General features: G+C 65.2%; 15 protein-coding genes. 10 read left to right on the forward strand and 5 right to left on the reverse strand.

Annotated features, from left to right (window positions below):
* Nucleotides 1-7 precede the first annotated feature (7 nt).
* Genes SLQ30_RS12690 through SLQ30_RS12715 form a run of 6 tightly spaced genes read left to right on the forward strand, consistent with a single transcriptional unit; the run spans nucleotide 8 to nucleotide 6,632 of the window.
* Complete coding sequence (locus tag SLQ30_RS12690) at nucleotides 8-1,045, forward strand: sugar-binding transcriptional regulator (RefSeq protein WP_319446920.1); 1,038 nt, start codon at nucleotides 8-10, stop codon at nucleotides 1,043-1,045.
* A gap of 2 nt (nucleotides 1,046-1,047) precedes the next feature.
* Nucleotides 1,048-2,421 carry an ABC transporter substrate-binding protein gene (locus SLQ30_RS12695; RefSeq protein ID WP_413468022.1) on the forward strand — a complete coding sequence of 458 codons (1,374 nt, stop codon included), beginning with the start codon at nucleotides 1,048-1,050 and terminating at the stop codon, nucleotides 2,419-2,421.
* A complete protein-coding gene (locus tag SLQ30_RS12700; protein ID WP_319446647.1) occupies nucleotides 2,421-3,395 on the forward strand; it encodes a sugar ABC transporter permease in 975 nt (324 codons plus the stop codon). Before SLQ30_RS12695 ends, SLQ30_RS12700 begins: the two co-directional genes overlap by 1 nt.
* 4 nt (nucleotides 3,396-3,399) lie before the next feature.
* Nucleotides 3,400-4,269, forward strand: a complete 870-nt coding sequence (locus SLQ30_RS12705; protein WP_319446648.1) for a carbohydrate ABC transporter permease — start codon at nucleotides 3,400-3,402, stop codon at nucleotides 4,267-4,269.
* Nucleotides 4,270-4,282: 13 nt separating this feature from the next.
* Nucleotides 4,283-5,362, forward strand: a complete 1,080-nt coding sequence (locus tag SLQ30_RS12710; protein WP_319446649.1) for an ABC transporter ATP-binding protein — start codon at nucleotides 4,283-4,285, stop codon at nucleotides 5,360-5,362.
* Nucleotide 5,363: 1 nt separating this feature from the next.
* Nucleotides 5,364-6,632 carry a DUF4032 domain-containing protein gene (locus SLQ30_RS12715; protein WP_319446650.1) on the forward strand — a complete coding sequence of 423 codons (1,269 nt, stop codon included), beginning with the start codon at nucleotides 5,364-5,366 and terminating at the stop codon, nucleotides 6,630-6,632.
* A 5-nt stretch (nucleotides 6,633-6,637) separates the two neighbouring features.
* Here the strand turns inward: SLQ30_RS12715 and SLQ30_RS12720 are convergent, their stop codons facing one another.
* Nucleotides 6,638-6,859 carry a hypothetical protein gene (locus SLQ30_RS12720; RefSeq protein WP_319446651.1) on the reverse strand — a complete coding sequence of 74 codons (222 nt, stop codon included), beginning with the start codon at nucleotides 6,857-6,859 and terminating at the stop codon, nucleotides 6,638-6,640.
* Nucleotides 6,860-6,891: 32 nt separating this feature from the next.
* Here SLQ30_RS12720 and SLQ30_RS12725 point away from each other — a divergent pair, with 32 nt between their 5' ends.
* From SLQ30_RS12725 to SLQ30_RS12735, 3 genes are all read left to right on the forward strand, one after another.
* Complete coding sequence (locus SLQ30_RS12725) at nucleotides 6,892-9,156, forward strand: ATP-dependent DNA ligase (protein ID WP_319446652.1); 2,265 nt, start codon at nucleotides 6,892-6,894, stop codon at nucleotides 9,154-9,156.
* A gap of 1,086 nt (nucleotides 9,157-10,242) precedes the next feature.
* Complete coding sequence (locus SLQ30_RS12730) at nucleotides 10,243-10,590, forward strand: aminopeptidase (protein WP_319446653.1); 348 nt, start codon at nucleotides 10,243-10,245, stop codon at nucleotides 10,588-10,590.
* A gap of 407 nt (nucleotides 10,591-10,997) precedes the next feature.
* Complete coding sequence (locus SLQ30_RS12735) at nucleotides 10,998-13,790, forward strand: ATP-binding protein (RefSeq protein WP_319458315.1); 2,793 nt, start codon at nucleotides 10,998-11,000, stop codon at nucleotides 13,788-13,790.
* 607 nt (nucleotides 13,791-14,397) lie between these two features.
* Here the strand turns inward: SLQ30_RS12735 and rnhA are convergent.
* Genes rnhA through SLQ30_RS12750 form a run of 3 tightly spaced genes read right to left on the reverse strand, consistent with a single transcriptional unit; the run spans nucleotide 14,398 to nucleotide 16,231 of the window.
* Nucleotides 14,398-14,853 carry a ribonuclease HI gene (rnhA, locus tag SLQ30_RS12740; protein ID WP_319446654.1) on the reverse strand — a complete coding sequence of 152 codons (456 nt, stop codon included), beginning with the start codon at nucleotides 14,851-14,853 and terminating at the stop codon, nucleotides 14,398-14,400.
* Between the two features lie 34 nt (nucleotides 14,854-14,887).
* Nucleotides 14,888-15,550 (reverse strand): glyoxalase, encoded by a 663-nt coding sequence (locus SLQ30_RS12745; RefSeq protein ID WP_319446655.1) that lies wholly within the window; start codon nucleotides 15,548-15,550, stop codon nucleotides 14,888-14,890.
* 6 nt (nucleotides 15,551-15,556) lie between these two features.
* Nucleotides 15,557-16,231, reverse strand: coding sequence for a cutinase family protein (locus SLQ30_RS12750; protein WP_319446656.1), 675 nt, complete (start codon nucleotides 16,229-16,231; stop codon nucleotides 15,557-15,559).
* Nucleotides 16,232-16,265: 34 nt separating this feature from the next.
* Here SLQ30_RS12750 and SLQ30_RS12755 point away from each other — a divergent pair, with 34 nt between their 5' ends.
* Nucleotides 16,266-17,159: a hypothetical protein gene (locus SLQ30_RS12755; RefSeq protein ID WP_319446657.1), complete on the forward strand. Its 894-nt coding sequence runs from the start codon at nucleotides 16,266-16,268 to the stop codon at nucleotides 17,157-17,159.
* Here SLQ30_RS12755 and SLQ30_RS12760 read toward each other — a convergent pair.
* Nucleotides 17,145-18,329, reverse strand: coding sequence for an MFS transporter (locus tag SLQ30_RS12760; RefSeq protein ID WP_413468032.1), 1,185 nt, complete (start codon nucleotides 18,327-18,329; stop codon nucleotides 17,145-17,147). The genes SLQ30_RS12755 and SLQ30_RS12760 overlap by 15 nt on opposite strands.
* Nucleotides 18,330-18,438: the final 109 nt, after the last annotated feature.

Below are 18,438 nucleotides of genomic sequence, written 5' to 3' on the forward strand. Positions count from 1 at the left end.
GACACCGATGTCGAACGGCCGGGTGCTACACGCCAGCCAGGACGTTTCCGATGGCGCCGCGCGTGCGTCCGCAAGCCCAGAGGACCTCCGCCTGGCGTTGCGCGCTGCGACGCTCTACTACCTCGACGGACTCACTCAGGCCGAGATCGCCAGCAGGCTCGGCGTCTCTCGACCGACGGCAGGCCGACTCATCGCCCGGGCCAAGGCCAACGGACTGGTCCGCATCGAGGTCGTGGTTCCGCCAACGCTGCAGGACAGCCTGCACGCCGACGAGGAACGCGAACTCGAGGTGCGCTTCGGGCTCACCGAGGCCGTCGTGACCGGACACGGCATCGACGTGGGAGCGCCAGGGCGGCCCGCCGTCTTCGCGAGCGTTGGCCGCGCCGCCGCCGCACTCCTGATGCGCAGGCTCTCCGCCGACGACGTGCTCGGCTTCACCTGGGGTCCCGAACAGGTCGCCGTGGCCACCTCCCTGTCCCCGGGAGTGGCGAGTTGCCGGACGGTCGTCCAACTGGACGGCGCCATGTCGACAGCGGCCTACCAGACCGGGATGGAGCTCATCCTCAGCCGCAGCGCGGACGCCCTGCGCGCCGATGCGATCCGGCTGCCCGCACCGCTGTACGCCGACGCGTCGACCGTGGCGTCGATCCGCAGCGACTCCGTCATCTCTCGCACGCTGGAAGCCGGTCGGCACGCCGACACCATGCTGTTCGGCGTTGGCGCCGCGTCCACGTCGACGACGCTGTTCGAAGGCAGTTTTCTCGATGGCCGGATGCTCGACGAACTCGTCGCGCTCGGTGCCGTCGGTGAGATCGGTGGCCGCTTCTTCGACGCCGAAGGGACTCCAGTCGTCACCGAACTGGCCAGCCGCTCGGTGTCGGTGTCGCTCGAGGACGTCCGGGACTGCGCCAAGACCATCTTGATTTCCAGTGGGGCGGGCAAGCACGTCGCCACCCTTGCGGCGCTGCGCGGAAAGTTGGCCAAGTTGTTGGTGTGTGACATCGATTGTGCTCGTTGGTTATTGGCTCAAGGAGGAGCGAGATAAAAGTGAAGACCACACGAAGAGTGCTCCACAAGCTGTCTGCGTGCGCGGCTGCCGCCGGACTGCTTCTGGCCACCGGATGTTCGGGCGCAGGAAGCCTCGGCGCCTCGTCGAACGAGGTGACGATCGCCTTGGTGTCCAACTCGCAGATGACGGACGCCCAGAAGCTTTCGTCGGAGTTCGAGAAGGCAAATCCAGGCACCAAGCTGAAGTTCGTTTCGCTATCCGAGAATCAGGCCCGCGCGAAGATCACGATGTCGACTGCCATGGGCGGCAGTCAATTCGACGTCGTGATGATCAGCAACTTCGAGACGCCACAGTGGGCCAAAGACGGGTGGCTCATGAACCTGTCCGACTACGCGAAGAACACGCCAGGCTACGACGAGGACGACATCATCCCGTCGCTGCGGAACTCGCTGTCCTACAAGGGCAACATGTACGCGGTTCCTTTCTACGGCGAGTCGTCGTTCCTTATGTACCGCAAGGACCTCTTCGAAAAGGCTGGCATCCAGGTCCCGCAGGACCCGAACTACCAGCCCAAGTGGACCGAGGTCGCGCAGTGGGCGGAGACCATCAAGGAGAAGAACAACACGGCCGGCATCTGCCTGCGTGGCAAGCCGGGCTGGGGTGAGGTGCTCGCGCCGCTGGACACGGTGATCAACACCTTCGGCGGCCGCTGGTTCGACGAGAACTGGAACGCTCAACTCAACAGCCCGGAAGTGAAGAAGGCCGTCAACTTCTACGTCGATCTCGTCAACAAGGCGGGTGAACTCGGCGCCTCTTCAACGGGATTCCAGGAGTGCGCCAACCTGTTTGGTCAGGGTCAGACGGCGATGTGGTACGACGCCACCTCGGCGGTCTCGGTGCTCGAGGATCCGAAGACCTACCCGGATCTCGTCGGCAAGATCGGCTATCTGCCCGCACCCATCATGGAGAAGCCCAACTCGGGATGGCTCTACACCTGGGCGCTGGGAATCCCCAAGGGCGCCAAGAACCCCGACGGCGCATGGAAGTTCATCTCCTGGATGACCAGCAAGGACTACATGAGGCTGGTCGGGGAGAAGCTCGGCTGGGCCCGCGTACCACCGGGCAGTCGCACGTCGACGTACACGGACTTGCCTGAGTACCAAGCGATCTCGAAGTCCTACGGTCCGTTGACCTTGGAGTCGATCAAGAATGCGACGCCGGACAAGCCTACGGTGCAGCCGGTTCCATACACCGGCGTGCAATTTGTCGGAATTCCGGAGTTCCAGGATCTCGGGACGCGGGTCAGCCAGCAGATCAGCGCGGCAATGGCAGGCCAGAAGTCCGTCGACGCCGCGCTCGACCAAGCACAGGAATACGCCGAAGTCGTCGGCAAGACATATCAGGAGAAGTGATGACGCTTATTGCTGATACCGGAACAGCGGCGGCGGACGCCGAAGTAGCCGAACGGGTTCGCAAGATTCGGGAAGCCCAGGACACCGGCGTCAGCCGGGCCGAAGGGTGGCGCAGGCGGGGACCGCTGCTGCCGGCGTTGATCTTCATGATCGTCGTCACGCAGATCCCATTCCTGTTCACGCTGTACTACTCGACGTTGTCGTGGAACCTGGTTCGTCCCGGCTCGCGGCAATTCGTCGGACTCAACAACTACATCGCCGTGGTCAAGGACAGTCAGTTCTGGTCGGTGGCCTTCAACACCGTCGTGCTGATCGTCGGCGTCGTGATCATCTCGGCCTTCCTCGGACTGCTACTCGCACTACTTCTGGACCGGGCGTTCCTGGGTCGCGGCGTGGTACGGACACTCCTGATCACCCCGTTCCTCGTCACACCCGTTGCGGGAGCGTTGATCTGGAAGACGACAATCCTCGACCCGACGAACGGCATCCTGAACTGGGTGCTGTCGTTGGTGGGTATCAGCCCGGTCGACTGGATCGGAAAGTTCCCGCTGTCGATGGTGATGGTGGAGCTGATCTGGCAGTGGACGCCGTTCATGATGCTGCTGATTCTCGCGGGCCTGCAGTCGATGCCGCGTGACCAACTCGAGGCCGGGCGCGTCGACGGTGCTGGTGCGTTCCAACTCTTCCGGGAGTTGACGCTGCCCCACCTGCGCCGCTTCATCGAACTCGGTGTCGTGCTCGGGGCGATCTACTTGGTCAACACGTTCGACGCGATCTTTATGATGACGCAGGGCGGACCCGGTGTCGCTAGTTCCAACCTGCCGTTCTACATCTATCAGCGCGCCTTCCTCGGCTTCGACATGGGCCAGGCGGCAGCCATGGGTGTGGTCGTCGTGATCTTCACGATGATCATCGCCAGCTTCGCACTTCGGTTGATCTTCAAATCGTTCTCCGGCAAGGAAGAGGCGGCGTAAGAGCATGACTACTACAGTCGAAAGAACAACGGCGACAAGCGATGCCGCACCCGTGCGGAAGAAGAAGTCGCGCAAGTTCAGCCCGTGGGGGGTGGTGGCATGGATCGCCGCGCTCGGATTCTTCTTCCCCGTGTTCTGGATGGTGCTGACGTCGTTCAAGTCCGAGAGTGACGCCGCGACCAGCCCGCCGAAGCTGTTCTTCACCCCGACGCTCGATCAGTACAAGGCAGTGTTCGAACAGGGCATCGGTCCGGCGATGCTGAATTCGGTGTGGGCCACGGTCGCATCGACCGTCCTGGTGCTGCTGCTCGGCGTGCCTGCCGCGTTCGCGCTGTCGCTGCGGCCGGTGCGGAAGACCTCCGATGCGTTGTTCTTCTTCATGAGCACGAAGATGCTGCCCGTCGTGGCAGCGATTCTCCCGCTCTACGTGATCGTGTCCAACATCGGTCTGCTGGACAACATCTGGGCTCTGGTCATCCTCTATACCTCGATGAACTTGCCGATCGCCGTCTGGATGATGCGGTCGTTCTTCCTTGAGGTGCCCGGTGAACTACTCGAGGCGGCCAGTCTGGACGGCGCCAGCCTGTGGCGGTCGGTGCGAGAGGTGATCCTGCCGCTGGTATCGCCCGGTATCGCGGCCACGGCGCTGATCTGCGTCATCTTCGCTTGGAACGAGTTCTTTCTCGCGGTGAACCTGACCGCGGTGAACGCTCAGACCATGCCCGTGTATCTCGTCGGCTTCATCGCCGGTGAGGGTCAGTACTGGGCCGTGCTGTCGGCGGCCGCAACGATGGCCGCACTCCCCGTGATGCTCTGCGGGTGGTTCGCCCAGAACAAGCTCGTTCGTGGTCTTTCCTTCGGCGCTATCAAATAGAGGAGCAACTCCCATGGCATCAATCACCTACAAGAACGCCTCTTGCATCTACGAGGGTTCGGACAAACTCGCGGTCGACAACCTCAACCTCGACATCCAGGACGGCGAATTCATCGTCCTGGTAGGGCCTTCCGGCTCGGGCAAGAGCACTGCCCTGCGCATGCTGGCCGGCCTGGAGGACATCGACGAAGGCGCCATCGAGATCGGCGGCAAGGACATGACCGGTGTCCCGTCGAAGGACCGCGACATCGCGATGGTGTTCCAGAACTACGCGCTGTACCCGAACAAGACCGTCGCCGAGAACATGGGCTTCGCGCTCAAGTTGCGCGGGGTGTCGGCCGCGGAGCGACGCAAGAAAGTCGAGGAGGCCGCCAAGGTGCTCGACCTGACCGAGCATCTGGATCGCAAGCCCGCCAAGCTATCCGGCGGTCAGCGTCAACGCGTGGCGATGGGCCGTGCCATCGTGCGTGAGCCTCAGGTGTTCTGTATGGACGAGCCGCTCTCGAACCTCGACGCCAAGCTGCGGGTGCAGACCCGTACCCAGATCGCCGCCCTCCAGCGCCGGCTGGGGACCACGACGGTCTACGTCACCCACGACCAGGTCGAGGCGATGACGATGGGCGACCGCGTGGCCGTGCTCCGCTTCGGCAAGCTGCAGCAATTCGCCTCGCCCAACGAGCTTTACGATCGCCCGGCCAATGCGTTCGTAGCGGGCTTCATCGGGTCACCGGCGATGAACCTGGTGGACCTGCCCGTCACCGCCGACGGCGTGAAGATCGGCGACTCGACGCTGCAACTCGAGCGCGACGATCTGACCAAGCTGAGCGCCGCAGGCCTGTCGGAGGTCACCTTCGGAATTCGGCCCGAGCAACTCGAACTCTCCGATTCCGGTGGCGTCGAGGTCGTCGTCGACCTGGTCGAGGATCTCGGCAGCGAGGCGTACGTCTACACCCATGCGGGCTCGGGTGTCGAGTTGGTCGCACGGTGCAACCCGCGTACGGCGCCCAAGCTGGCCGATACGGTGCGACTGCGCAAGAACCCCGACGGCGCGGTCCACCTGTTCAAACCGAATACCGGCGAGCGCATCAACTAGCGTGCGCGCTCCGGAGTTACGGCTCCGGGCACCAACACCGGATCTGCTCGGATTGCCGTGGGACAGACCGCTTTCGGACTGGGTGGTCCCTGACGTTCCGTTGCGCGACATCGCGGTGGGGATGAGCCGCCACCTGGTGAAGTTCGTCGACGCCGACGAGCACCTGTGGGCGGTCAAGGACATGCCGCCGCGGATAGCCGTCAAGGAGTACGACGTGCTGCGTCGGCTGGAGGAGATGGGATTGCCTGCGGTGCGCCCGGCGGGCCTGGTGCTGCAGCCCGAGTTCGACACCGCAATCCTGGTGACCCGCTACCTCGAGGGGTCGTGGCAATATCGCCGGCTCTTCATGCGGTTGCCGCCCGATCAGCCGACGCATCGAGCCCGCCTGCTGGACGCGATGGCCGGCCTGCTGGTGGAGCTTCATCGCCACGGAGTCTTTTGGGGTGACTGCTCTTTGGCGAATACGTTGTTCTCGAGGGACGGGCAGCTGCTGCAAGCCTGGTTGGTCGATGCCGAGACGTCCGAGGTGCACCCGTCGCTGAGCCGGGGCCAGCGCAGGCACGACCTGGAGATCCTGGTGGAGAACGTGGCGGAGGGCCTGGTCGATCTCGCCGAGCGGCTCGGTCAGCCGGAGTCGTTGCAGGACACGTTGATTGCCGAAGCCGAGCAGGTTGCCGTCCGATACGACGAATTGTGGGCGCTGCTGCACGCCGAGCCGGTGTTCGGGTTCACCGACCGGTATCGCGTCGAGGGCACCATCCGTCGGCTCAACGATCTCGGCTTCGCTGTCGACGAACTCTCGCTGCAGCCCGACAGTGCCGACCCGAGCCGGCTGCGCGTTCACGTCGCAGTGGGCGATCGCCGGTATCACGCCCAGCATCTGCAGGAGCTGACCGGTTTGGACGTGGGGGAGGGGCAGGCCCGCATACTGCTCGGCGACCTACACGCCTATCAGGCGCAGTTGTGCCGGGAGGCCGGGCACGACGTGGACGAGGCGACGGCCGCACGTCTGTGGGTCATGGAGATACTGACCCCCTACGAGCAACTGGCGCACGAAGCGGTGAACCTGAAGGGCACGCCGATCCAGGCCTACTGCGACCTGCTCGAAGTGCGCTGGCTCCTTAGTGAGCGGGCCGGTCGCGACGTCGGCACCAACAAGGCGCTCGCGGCGCTGGCCGGTGACGTCATCCCGACTGACTCCGCGGCCAAGATGGCCATCGCGGAGACGCCCACGGAACCGTTCGCCGTGCTGACGCCCGACGACGACTGAGGCGGCTAAATCACCGGGACTGAGCCGGGGTTGACGCCGAAGGGAAGGTCGGGGCTCAGGCCTGACTGCGGGTCGATGCCGCTCTGCGACGGGGCGACCCTGCAGTTGGAGTCCATGGGAGTTTGAGCGCCCGTGCAGTACGGCACAAGGTCGGCCGGCTCGGCGCGCGCGGGTGCAGCCACTGCCACACCTGCGATGATCGCCAACCCGACCAGGACCGTTCTCACTCTTTCGACGATACCCGCGGGATACTGAGCCGATGGAGCGTTACGAACGGGTTCGGCTGACGAACCCGGACAAGGTGCTCTATCCGGCGACGGGCACCACCAAGGCCGAGGTCTTCGACTACTACGTCGCGATCGCCGACGTCATGGTGCCGCACATCGCGGGCCGTCCTGTCACCCGCAAGCGCTGGCCGAACGGGGTCGGCGAGCCGGACTTCTTCGAGAAGCAATTGGCCTCGTCGGCGCCAGACTGGTTGGGCCGCGGCTCCGTCACCCACAAGTCGGGCACCACCACCTACCCCGTCATCGACACCCGGGAAGGGCTGGCGTGGATCGCCCAGCAGGCCGCACTGGAAGTGCATGTGCCGCAATGGCGGTTCGTCGACGCTCAACCAGGTCCGGCGACGCGCATCGTGTTCGACCTCGATCCCGGCGAGGACGTGACGTTCCGTCAGCTGTGCGAGGTGGCCCGCGAGGTGCACGGAATCATCTCCGACATAGGGCTGACTACCTATCCGCTCACCAGCGGCAGCAAGGGCCTGCACCTGTACGTCCCGCTGGAGGAGCCGATCAGTTCGCGCGGTGCGTCCGTGCTGGCCAAGCGGATTGCGATGCAACTCGAGCAGTCCATGCCCAAACAGGTGACGGCGACCATGACCAAGAGCCTGCGCGCAGGCAAGGTGTTCTTGGACTGGAGCCAGAACAGTTCGGCCAAGACGACGATCGCCCCCTATTCGATGCGTGGCCGCGACCATCCCACCGTCGCGGCGCCGCGCACGTGGGAGGAGATCGAGGATCCGGACCTGCGGCACCTGACCTTCGACGAGGTGCTTGCGCGCGTCGAGGCCGACGGCGACCTGCTCGCCGGGCTCGACGAAAACGTCCCGCTGCCAGACAAACTCACGACCTACCGGGGCATGCGAGACGCCGCCAAGACACCGGAACCCGTGCCCGCCAAGGCACCCGCGACGGGCAACGACGACACCTTCGTGATCCAGGAGCACCACGCGCGCCGACTGCACTACGACTTCCGGCTCGAACGAAACGGGGTGCTGGTGTCGTGGGCGGTCCCGAAGAACCTGCCCGAGACGACATCGGTGAACCACCTCGCCGTGCACACCGAAGACCATCCGCTGGAGTACGCGACGTTCGAGGGCTCGATTCCCAAGGGGGAGTACGGCGGTGGCGACGTCATCGTCTGGGACTCCGGCACGTACGAAACGGAGAAGTTCCGCGACAACGCACCCGACGGGCCGGAGAAGGGCGGCGAGGTGATCGTCACCTTGCATGGCAGCAAGGTCTCCGGGCGTTACGCGCTGATCCAGACTGGCGGCAAGAACTGGCTCGCCCACCGGATGAAGGAGCAGCCCGTCGCTACCGCAGGCGATCTCGCGCCGATGCTCGCCACGCACGGGTCGGTCGCGAAGCTGTCCTCGGTCGTGTGGGCGTTCGAGGGCAAGTGGGACGGCTATCGGCTGCTGGTCGACGCGGATCACGGTGACCTGCAACTGCGTTCGCGCAGCGGGCGGGACGTCACTGGCGAGTACCCGCAGCTCGAGGCGCTGGCCGCCGACCTGGCCGATCATCACGTCATCCTCGATGGCGAGGTCGTCGCGCTCGATGAATCCGGCGTGCCGAGCTTCGAGGAAATGCAGAACCGGGCGCGCTCGACCCGAATCGAGTTCTGGGCCTTCGACATTCTTCAGCTGGATGGCCGATCCTTGTTGCGCGCCAAGTACTCCGACCGACGCAAGGTACTCGACGCGCTGGCTGCCGGCGGTGGGCTGATCGTCCCCGAGGCGCTGCCAGGGGAGGGCCCCGCGGCGCTCGAGTATGCCCAGGAGCACCGCTGGGAGGGCGTCGTCGCCAAGAAGCGCGACTCTACTTACCAGCCGGGGCGACGTTCGCAGTCGTGGATCAAGGACAAGCTTTGGCGGACACAGGAAGTCGTCATCGGCGGATGGCGGGCAGGCGAGGGCGGTCGCACCAGTGGCATTGGCGCGCTGCTCATGGGAATCCCGGAAGACGGCGGGCTGCACTTCGCCGGTCGCGTCGGCACGGGCTTCACCGAGAAGGAACTGGCGACGCTCAAGAAGACCCTGGCGCCCCTGCAGACCGATGAATCACCCTTCACGTCAAGACTTGTCGGACCCGATGCCAAGGGCGTCACGTTCGCGCGCCCGGAACTGGTGGGCGAGGTGCGCTTCAGCGAGCGCACTTCAGATGGCCGGTTGCGTCAGCCGAGTTGGCGGGGGTTGCGGCCGGACAAGGCGCCCGATGAGGTGGTCTGGGAATTATAGGATCAGATGGGCCCGCTCGTCCCAAATCGCCCAAAGCGACTGGAGCCTGCGGTTTCTTCTCGGCTTTGAATCGCCAGCATTCGACAGCGGTGGCGGCGATCTTCGACGAGTACGGACCCGACAGCATTGAGACTTGGCGGCCCCCGTGGGTGTGCCGCTCCGTGGTCCATGCCGCCGCTGCCGGTAGCCAGTTTGTAGGGATATTCCTTATTCCTCTGGCCCTCCGTGGCCGTTAGCGTCGAGCTGGTCGTCGGGTTTCAGCAACGTTTCAGCAAGTACGTCTCGGAGGTTCCAGTGTCGAACCGGAGCAAGGTAATTGGCGGTGGTCGTCATCGCTGCGCTCGAAGGCCGCCGCTCAGGCTGAGTGCGGAATCACCGGTCGTCGGCAGCCTCTTTGGTGCAGCTTTCACGGCGGCGGATCCGTTCCTGGCCGCCTCCGCTCATATCCCGGGGTTTAACCGTGTTCACCGGCGGAGCCGGCAGGGCTCCATGAATCCCCTAAACCGCTGCGAATCCACATTCCGATCGCTACGGGCCAACAGCGTCAAATGGAGTCACCATGAGCAGCAGTAGCAGCGGGAAGTCGGTGGTCAGCGTGGCGAGACCACTATTCGTGGGGCTGGCAACGCCTGTGTTGATCGCCGCCGCACTAGGTCTGGGCGCCGCAACCGTCCACGCGTATCCCAATGGGCCGTACCAATGGTGCCCGGGGGAGCAGACGAGAAGGTATCTCGAATGGGACCAGAGTGTCTGCCACACCTTCTGGATTGTCGGACACGGGCAGGGCAACGTGGGCGGTACACCGATCGTCGCTGACGGTACGCCCCTGGCCAATATCTGGGAAGGAGACAGTCCACCGGCCTCAGTCCCGCCACCCAACCTTCCTCCCGGCCTGTGTCGCAGTGAGTTCCCACCTCAGACATGCGATTCTTGGGGGCTTTGACGGCGCCGGCGTCTTGTGAGGGTTGACGCCTCTTGACTCGTCGGTGCCGGGCACGGTGGGCCTGCAACGGTGACCCAGTCAGATTGCCGAGTATTTCACACTGAATTATCTTTGCTGGCAACGACTTCGAAAAGGAGGAGCGGGTGAACTCTCGGATACGGAATGTGTTGGTAGCCGCAGCGGTGCTCATCGCCGGTGTGGCCGGACTGCTCTTGCCGATATCGGTGTTCGACGGTGGTAATTCCACGGTCGGGTGCGGAAATGCTGTGGCGGCCGACGAATCTGGGCCCGGCGCGGCGAAAGTGACGCCGGTGGCCAGCCTCCCTGCGGTAGCTCAGGGCGTTCCGCGACCCGACTTCGTCGTCGCATGTGATGAGGCAATATCAGGACGCCGCCACTGGGCGATCCCGTTGGTGATTGTCGGGGCGGTCGGGTTGGTTGTCGGAGTGTTGTTTCGCGGCCGCCGTGGAGTTGCGCGCGGCGGCGTCTGACCGCGAATGTTCGACTCCAGAACGGATCGTGTCAGCGGCGTCGAGAAGGCGGAGGCGTGCCACAGGGCATCTGGTCAGGGCTTGCCAAGCCCTTTCCGCTTGTTCGAAGCCGTCGTACGACCGGTCTATTGCTGGCGGTGGTCATTGCTGGATGCGAAAGCGATGCTGAACTGGGCTCGCTCGCCGCTAGCACCAGTAACGGTCCCGGACGCTTCCCAGGGGGTTCGTTTCCCGCGCGATGGAACCGCGCCGTCGCCCGAAGCGATGTGCCCGACGCTCTGACAGCTAGCGACAAGCCATCTCACAGGGTGTCTGTAGGGGCTGCACGGCAAAGCATGTGCCGATAAGCTAAGCCGTTGCTGAAGCCGCTTCTTAGTGAGTTTGCGAATGCCCTATTGGACGTATCGATGTCGACTGCGGCTGACGTTGAGCGCATGCCCGACGGCGTGGTGAGCCGGGAGCCCGAGGATCGGGCGGTGACCGATTTCTTGACCTCGGCCTGTGCTCAGCCTTCTGCACTGGTGATCGCGGGCGAACCCGGCATCGGCAAGACCACCTCGTGGTTGGCGGCTGTGGCATCGGCCCGCCAACGTGGTTTCCGAGTGTTGTCGGCGCGTGCCGCGGCAGCAGAATCGGTGCTGGCGTATGGCGCGTTGGCCGATTTGCTGGCCGGTCTTGATGCGATCGCGTCGGCAGATTTGCCGCACCCACAGCGGCTCGCGGTAGACCGGATTCTGTTGCGCGCCAGCGCAGATGGTGCCGCGGTCGATCAGCATGCGATATCGGCCGGTTTCCTGTCGGCCGTGGAGAGACTTGGCGAGGAGTCACCGGTTTTGGTGGCGATTGACGACCTGCAGTGGCTCGATCCCTCCAGCGCGCAGGTGATCGCGTTCGCAGCCCGGCGGCTCACGGCACCGGTGGGGGTACTGGTTACCGTGCGCGGCGATGCTGACAGTGCGGCCTCATGGCTGCAGCTGCCCAACCCTGACTCGGTTGCACGGATCACGCTGAGGCCGTTAGCTATTGGCGCCTTATATGCGCTGATCTCGGAGCGGCTGGGGCGGACGTTCTCGCGTCCGACGATGCTGCGTATCCACGAAGTCTCTGGTGGTAATCCCTTTTACGCCATCGAGCTGGCGCGGGGGATCGACGCCGGGCCGCGGGACGTCGACCCGCTGCTGCCGAGGTCGCTGGCCGAGTTGGTGCGGGCCCGGCTCGGCAGTCTCACCGCTGACGCGCGAGACGCCTTGTTGGCCGTGGCCTGTCTGGCCGATCCGACCGTCTCGTTGGTGTCGAGGGCGGTCGGTACCGACGCAGATCGGATGGTCGACATCCTCGCGGAGGCCGAGGAAAAGGCCATCATTGGGATCGACGGTAACCGGCTGCGGTTTACCCACCCGTTGCTGGCTACCGGGGTTTACACCGATGCCGCGCCCGCGCAGCGTCGGATGATGCACCGCCGCTTGGGCGAGATCGTGGATCAGCCCGAATTGCGCGCCCGCCACCTCGCCCTGAGCGCCACTAGCGCGGATCCGCTGACGCTTGCGGCACTCGATACGGCGGCCGATTCGGCGCGTACTCGTGGGGCGCCAGCGGCCGCTGCTGAACTGTTCGACCTAGCCCTTCGGCTCGGCGACGACACACCGGAGCGCCAGATGGGTTCGGCTGCATACCATTTCGATGCTGGCGATACCGGACGCGCCGGGGCCCTCCTTGGAGAGGCGATCGAGCGGTTGGCACCCGGGATGCTGCGCGCCCAAGCGCTGTGCCAGCTTGCCTTGGTGCGGGTGTTCGACCAGAACTTCGTCGAGGCGGCGGACCTGCTGCGACGGGCGCTCGGCGAGGCCGAAGACAATCTCACGATGCAGGTCCAGGCGCTGGTGGCGTTGTCGTGGGCGTTGGTCAACTCTGGTCACCTCGGTACCGCCGTGGACACCATCGAGGACGCCGTTCTGCGTGCAGAGTGCCTCGGGCAACATGATCTGCTGAGTCAGGCCCTGGGCTTGCGGGTACTCATGCACTTCATGCGCGGAGACGTCATCGATGAGCCCAGCCTGCGACGCGCGCTGGAGATGGAAGGGCGCCACACGAGTATTCCGCTGCCATTCCGCCCCAGCATGCAAAACGCCATGATGCTGGGCTGGACCGGGCAGCTCGACTCGGCGCACGATGAGATGCTGTCGATCCGGCGTCGCTGCCTCGAGCACGGCGATGAGAGCGGACTCTTGTATGTCGCCTTTCATGCCGTTCTGATAGCGATCTGGCGCGGCGACCTGATTGAGGCGATGCTCGTCGCCGAGGACGCTGTGGAACGCGCGACGCAATTGGGTGGGGACGTATCACTGTCCATCGCAATGACGATCCGGGCCGCGGCTACCGCTTACGGCGGCCGCGAAGACGACGCTCGTCGTGACCTTGCCGAGGCGTTGGCGGCCAGCCAGCGCTGCGGCTCCTACCGGTTGGCGGAATGGCCCATCACCATCCTGGGGTTTCTGGAAGTGTCGCTGGGCAACTACCAGGAGGCGCTGACCGCACTCGAACCTCTCCTATCGCACCTCGACGCCGCACCGGAGGCGACGGAAATCGTGGCCGCCTCGTTTGTGCCAGACATCGTCGAGGCCATGATCCAGTTGGGCCGGCTCGGCGAGGCTGAGCCGCTGATCGGCACGTTGGAGCGCAACGGTTGCCGGCTCGACAGGGCCTGGATGCTGGCTGTCGGTGCTCGCTGTCGCAGCATGCTGCTGGCCGCTCAGGGTGATCTCGACGCGGCGGTAGACGCCGTCGAACGAGCAATGGTTGAGCACAAGCGCCTGCTCATGCCGTTCGAGCGTGCGCGGACCCAACTCCTGCTCGGCCAACTCCAGCGCCGGCAACGCCAAAAAAGCTCCGCCACAGCCAGTCTCGGCGAGGCGCTGCAAACTTTCGAGGGCCTGCAAACCACGCTGTGGGCAGACCGGGTTCGCGGGGAGCTGGTCCGAACCAACGTCGGCCCGAGCGGGCGCACCGCGCAGCAGCTGACTCCGGCGGAGCAGCGGGTGGCCGAGCTAGCGGCATCGGGGATGACCAACCGCGAGATCGCCACGGCGCTGTTCATCAGCCCGAAGACGGTCGACGTCAACCTGTATCGCGTCTACCGCAAACTCGATATCCAATCCCGCAGTCAACTGGCCCGGCGATTGGTCCATCGAACCGAGCCATAACGGAACGCGGTAACCCACTTTGTAGGGATATTCCTTATTCCTTCCTCCACCGTGGTTGATTAGCGTCGACATCGGGTTGGGGCCAGCAATTTTGGGGGGTCTGGAAGTTGACACGTAGCAAGGCGGTTGGTGGCGGTGGTGCCAAGGAGAATGGCCCCAAATGTGTGAAGCGAATAATCGTGGGGTGTGCAACGGCGATGCTGGTATCTAGCGGCTTGGGTCTGGCCGGTCTAGGTGCCGGCATCGCCCACGCGGATGATGATTGTTCGCCTGCCACCAGGGTCGACGGTAGGTGCTACGGGCCGAATCACTGGTGCCCGGGGGATTCCTTGTTCCACCTGACCCAAAATCACGTTCACGCCCCCGTGACGTGGGACATGAATGTCTGCCACACCTACTATCACGTGGCGCCTGACCAGGCCAATCAAGGTCAAGGCATTTATGAGGGCCCCAACCCTCCGCCGCCGGTGGGCCCTCCGCCTCCCATGCCGCCCGCGATCGTGGTTCCCGACGAGTGCCTGCCCTGGTGCCATTAGGCATTGAGGCTCGATACCTGAATATTTCGCCTCCGCCGGTGGTCTGGGAGTAGGAGCGCCTGCGTCGACACTCAGCCGCCGGCGTCGATCGCTTCCTGCATACCCCGGGTCGCCAGCTCGTCGGCCAATTCGTTGTCGGCGACACCCGAGTGGCCCTTTACCCAGAACCACTCGACCTGGTGCCGCGCGCAGGCCGCCTGTAGTCGCTTCCAGAGGTCGACGTTCTTCACCGGCTGCTTCGCGGAGGTCTTCCAGCCGTTGCGTTCCCAGCCGAGCACCCACTTGGTGATGCCGCTCCGGACATAGGTGCTGTCGGTGTACAGGTGCACCGCCACCGATCTGGTGAGCGCCTCCAACGCCATGATCGGTGCCGTCAACTCCATCCGGTTGTTGCTGGTCTCGTCGGGCTCGCCGCCGCACATCTCGCGGACGTGCTCACGCTGGCGCAACACCGCGCCCCAGCCGCCGGGGCCGGGGTTGGGTCGGCACCCGCCGTCGGTGTGGATGACGACGACATCCTCGGTCATGCGCCGAGGATAGGCATCACGACTGGCGGTCGGGTCAGCGACTCGCCGAGATCATCGCCGAACGGACCGACATGCCGAACTCGCGATGCCGCAGCGTGGTGATCCGTCGCCCGGGCTGCACCGCTTCCTTCACTGGTGACGTGCGGTCGCCGAAGAACGAAGCAGTCGCGTCGACGTCCGCGACGACGTACGTGATCCCCCAGAGCGTGGACGGGCCCTCGCTCGCCGACTCCGGCGAACCGACGACCTCGATGATCACCTCCCCGAACCGGAAGAAGACCTGGCGGATCCGTCGTCGGCCGAGTTCGCCGTCCCGTTCCCGGCGCGGGTCCACACCGATGGTGGCCAGCGCTTCCACGGTCCGACTCAAGTCAGGTGACAGCAGTACGACGTGGTCGATGGAGGTGACGCCGTTCGCGTGTGCGGCAGGCGTTGCAATGTCGGTGTCCGAGCGTGTCGTCGGGACGCCGTCGAGGTCGTCGATCGTGCGGCCCTGGGGCAGGCCGCGCAACGACCATCCGACGATGCCCGTGCCGGTGTCTGATGTCGCCGCCGGCGCGGCTCCGCGGCCACGCCCGACCAACCGTATGCGTACGCCACCGATCCGGCACACGTCATCGGAGTCAACGCTGAACCCGGCTCGCATCCAGGCCTCGGCCGGATCAGCGACCTCTACCTCGTCGACGGTGACGGCCAAGCGGACTCAGACCCGCCCCGCGGCGTATGTCGCGGCCTGGTCGGTCATCCCGATCGTCGTGTAGCTGGTGTGTGCGGCGCCGTCGTTGCCGTCGGAACAGATCGGGTCGCCAGGCGCGCAGAGTTCGAGCGACTTGTCCGCATACAGCGGTCCGATCGTGACCGGGGGATCGTTGATGGACTTCATGAACTCGGTGTCTGGCTTGCCGAGCAGCACGACCGCCGCGACGTGGTTGGCCACGTCGGCGGGCATCGGGTGTGGCACGTCGGCCGGATCGACACCGTGTGGCACCACGTTGGCCGTCGTGAAGCCGATGACTGCCGCGCCCTGTGAATAGCCACCAAGCACCTGCTTGGTGTTCGGGCACCGCGTAGCTACGTCCTGAATATGGTTGGCCGCATCTCGGATGCCGTCGACCGCGGTGGGGAAGTCGGTGCTCGCGGGGTAGACGACTGCGTAGACGTCGACGGACTTGGTGCCGACCTTCGAGCGCAGCGCGTTGACGAAGTCCTGTCCGATTCCGCCGAGCCCAGGCGGTGCGAAGGTGCCGCGCGCGAACACGACCGCGACGTCGGGACACGCTGCGGCCGAGGCGGTGGGAAGCGCCATCGGGGCCACCAGAAGCGTCCACGTGGCGAGGGCCGCGACGCCGGCTAGGCGCGCGAGGTGGCGAGCGGTCATGGTCCCATGCTGGCACAGCGGGCAGACTGCTGACGTGGTGCGTTGGCTCTCGCTGTCCGATCAGGTCGCGTTGGCGGAGCAAATCTTCGGCGATCGAGGCCCAGGCTTGGTCGAGGACTGGCTCGCCGAGCAGGTAGCACGCATCGACGATCCCGGTTTCGCAGAAGGTTTCGCCGCCCACGTCGAGTTGTCCGGCGTCGTGACCGGCGACTTCAATCACCGGGACCTGCGCACTACCAACGGCCGGCTGCTCGGCGGGATCCGGTTCTACGGCCGCGACGTCCGCAGGCCGTTCGTCGAGGTGTGCTGTCACGACTTCGCCGAACTCGACGACCTCCGCGCGTGCGTGCGCTCCGAATGGTCGGCGTTCGCGCCGAAATACCTGCGTCTGCAGGAGCTGCCCGGCCGTGTCACCGGACCCGGTGTGGTGCTGGACACCACCTTGCACGCCGCCCGCTACCGAGACATGCCCGCCCCCGACGGTCGCATCACCCTCGAACCGTTCGACCGGGTGGAGGACGCCGTCGCAATGGTCGAGCGGCGTTACGCGCTCATCGCAACCAGCGATCCGGCGTTGCGGCACAACGTCTCTCCAGCCGCAGCCGAGGACCTCTGGCACTGGCACGCGACCGGTGAGCTACGCGCGATTCGGGCGGGCGACGCGACCATCGGTCTGCTCGCCGTCGCGCCGGGCACCATCGGTTGGCTGCCCGGCGACGAGATCAACGAGGAGATCGTCGACGTCGACCACCTGGGTCACGGCTACGCCGCTGCCGCGCAGTGCACCTGGGCGAAGGTCGTGGCGAACGATCCCGGTGGCTTGCTTATCGGCACCATTGATCGACTCAACGGCGCCTCCCGCATTACCGCGGAGCGCGCAGGACGGCCGCCGATTCTGGAGGCCGTGTTCGTGTCACTTGGAACGTGAAAACCGCTGCAGCAGCACAGAAACCGTCAAGATGACCAACCCGGCGACGGCCAGCGTGGCCCCAGCCGCCGCAGGAGCGGTGTATCCGAGTCCGGCCGCAATCACCACGCCGCCGATCCATGCGCCCGTCGCATTCGCGATGTTGAGCGCGGAATGGTTCAGCGCCGCGGCCAGCGTCTGCGCGTCGTGCGCGACGTCCATCAGTCGGGTCTGAAGGGCCGGGCCGATCGAGGCGCCCGTCGCTCCGATCAGGAACAGCCCCGCAAGCGCCGTCCACGGGTTGTGTGCGGCGAACACGAAAAGGGCGAGCACGATGCCCAACGCTGTCATCGAGGCGTAAAGCGCGCGCACCACGGAGCGGTCGGCGAGCTTGCCGCCGACCAGGTTTCCGATCACCATGCCGAGTCCGAATACCATGAGCGCCAAGGGAACCAGTGCGCGCGACAGGCCCGCGACGTCGGTCAGCGTGGTCGAGATGTAGGTGTAGACCGCGAACATGCCACCGAATCCGACCATGCCGACGAGTAGGGCCAGCCAAACCTGCACGCGCTTGAGCGCGCTGAGTTCGGTCAACGGACTGGTGATGTGCATTGTGTCCATGGTTGGCAGCCACCACCAGATGGCCGCCAGGGTGATCAATCCGACGGCGACGACGAGGGCGAACGCACTGCGCCAGCCGAACAGCTGACCGAGCCACGACGCCACGGGCACGCCGAGCACGGTGGCGACCGTCAGCCCGGTCAAGACGTGGGCGACGGCCTTGGCCCGGTTCTGCGGGCCCATCAGGTGGGCGGCGACCAGTGCGGCGATGCCGAAGAACGCGCCGTGCGGCAGGCCGGCGATGAACCGCGCCGCCATCAGCGTGCCGTACGTCGGAGCGAACATGCTCGCCAGGTTGGCGACCGTGAAGACGACCATGAGCCCCAGCAGCAAGGTCTTGCGCTCCATGCGCGCGGTCAGTGCGGCGATGAGTGGTGCACCGACGACCACGCCCAACGCGTAGGCCGAGATGATATGTCCCGCAGTCGGTTCGGTGATCCCGAGGCTGGCTGAGATGTCGGGGAGCAGGCCCATCGCGACGAATTCCGTGGTGCCGATGCCGAAGCCACCCAGCGCCAAGGCGAACACCGCGAGCCACCGGAGGGTGGGGTCGGGTGCGACGACGGACATGGGCCGGTCCGGTCGGGCGAGGGATCGTGTCACGGGTAAACGGTAGCCGTACTTAGGTCGTTCTTCAAACCGACTTTTGCCTTTCTGAGGCAAAAGTGGCGTAACTTAC

Origin of the sequence: Mycobacterium sp. RTGN4 (assembly GCF_033804635.1) — a bacterium.
GTDB lineage: Bacteria > Actinomycetota > Actinomycetes > Mycobacteriales > Mycobacteriaceae > Mycobacterium.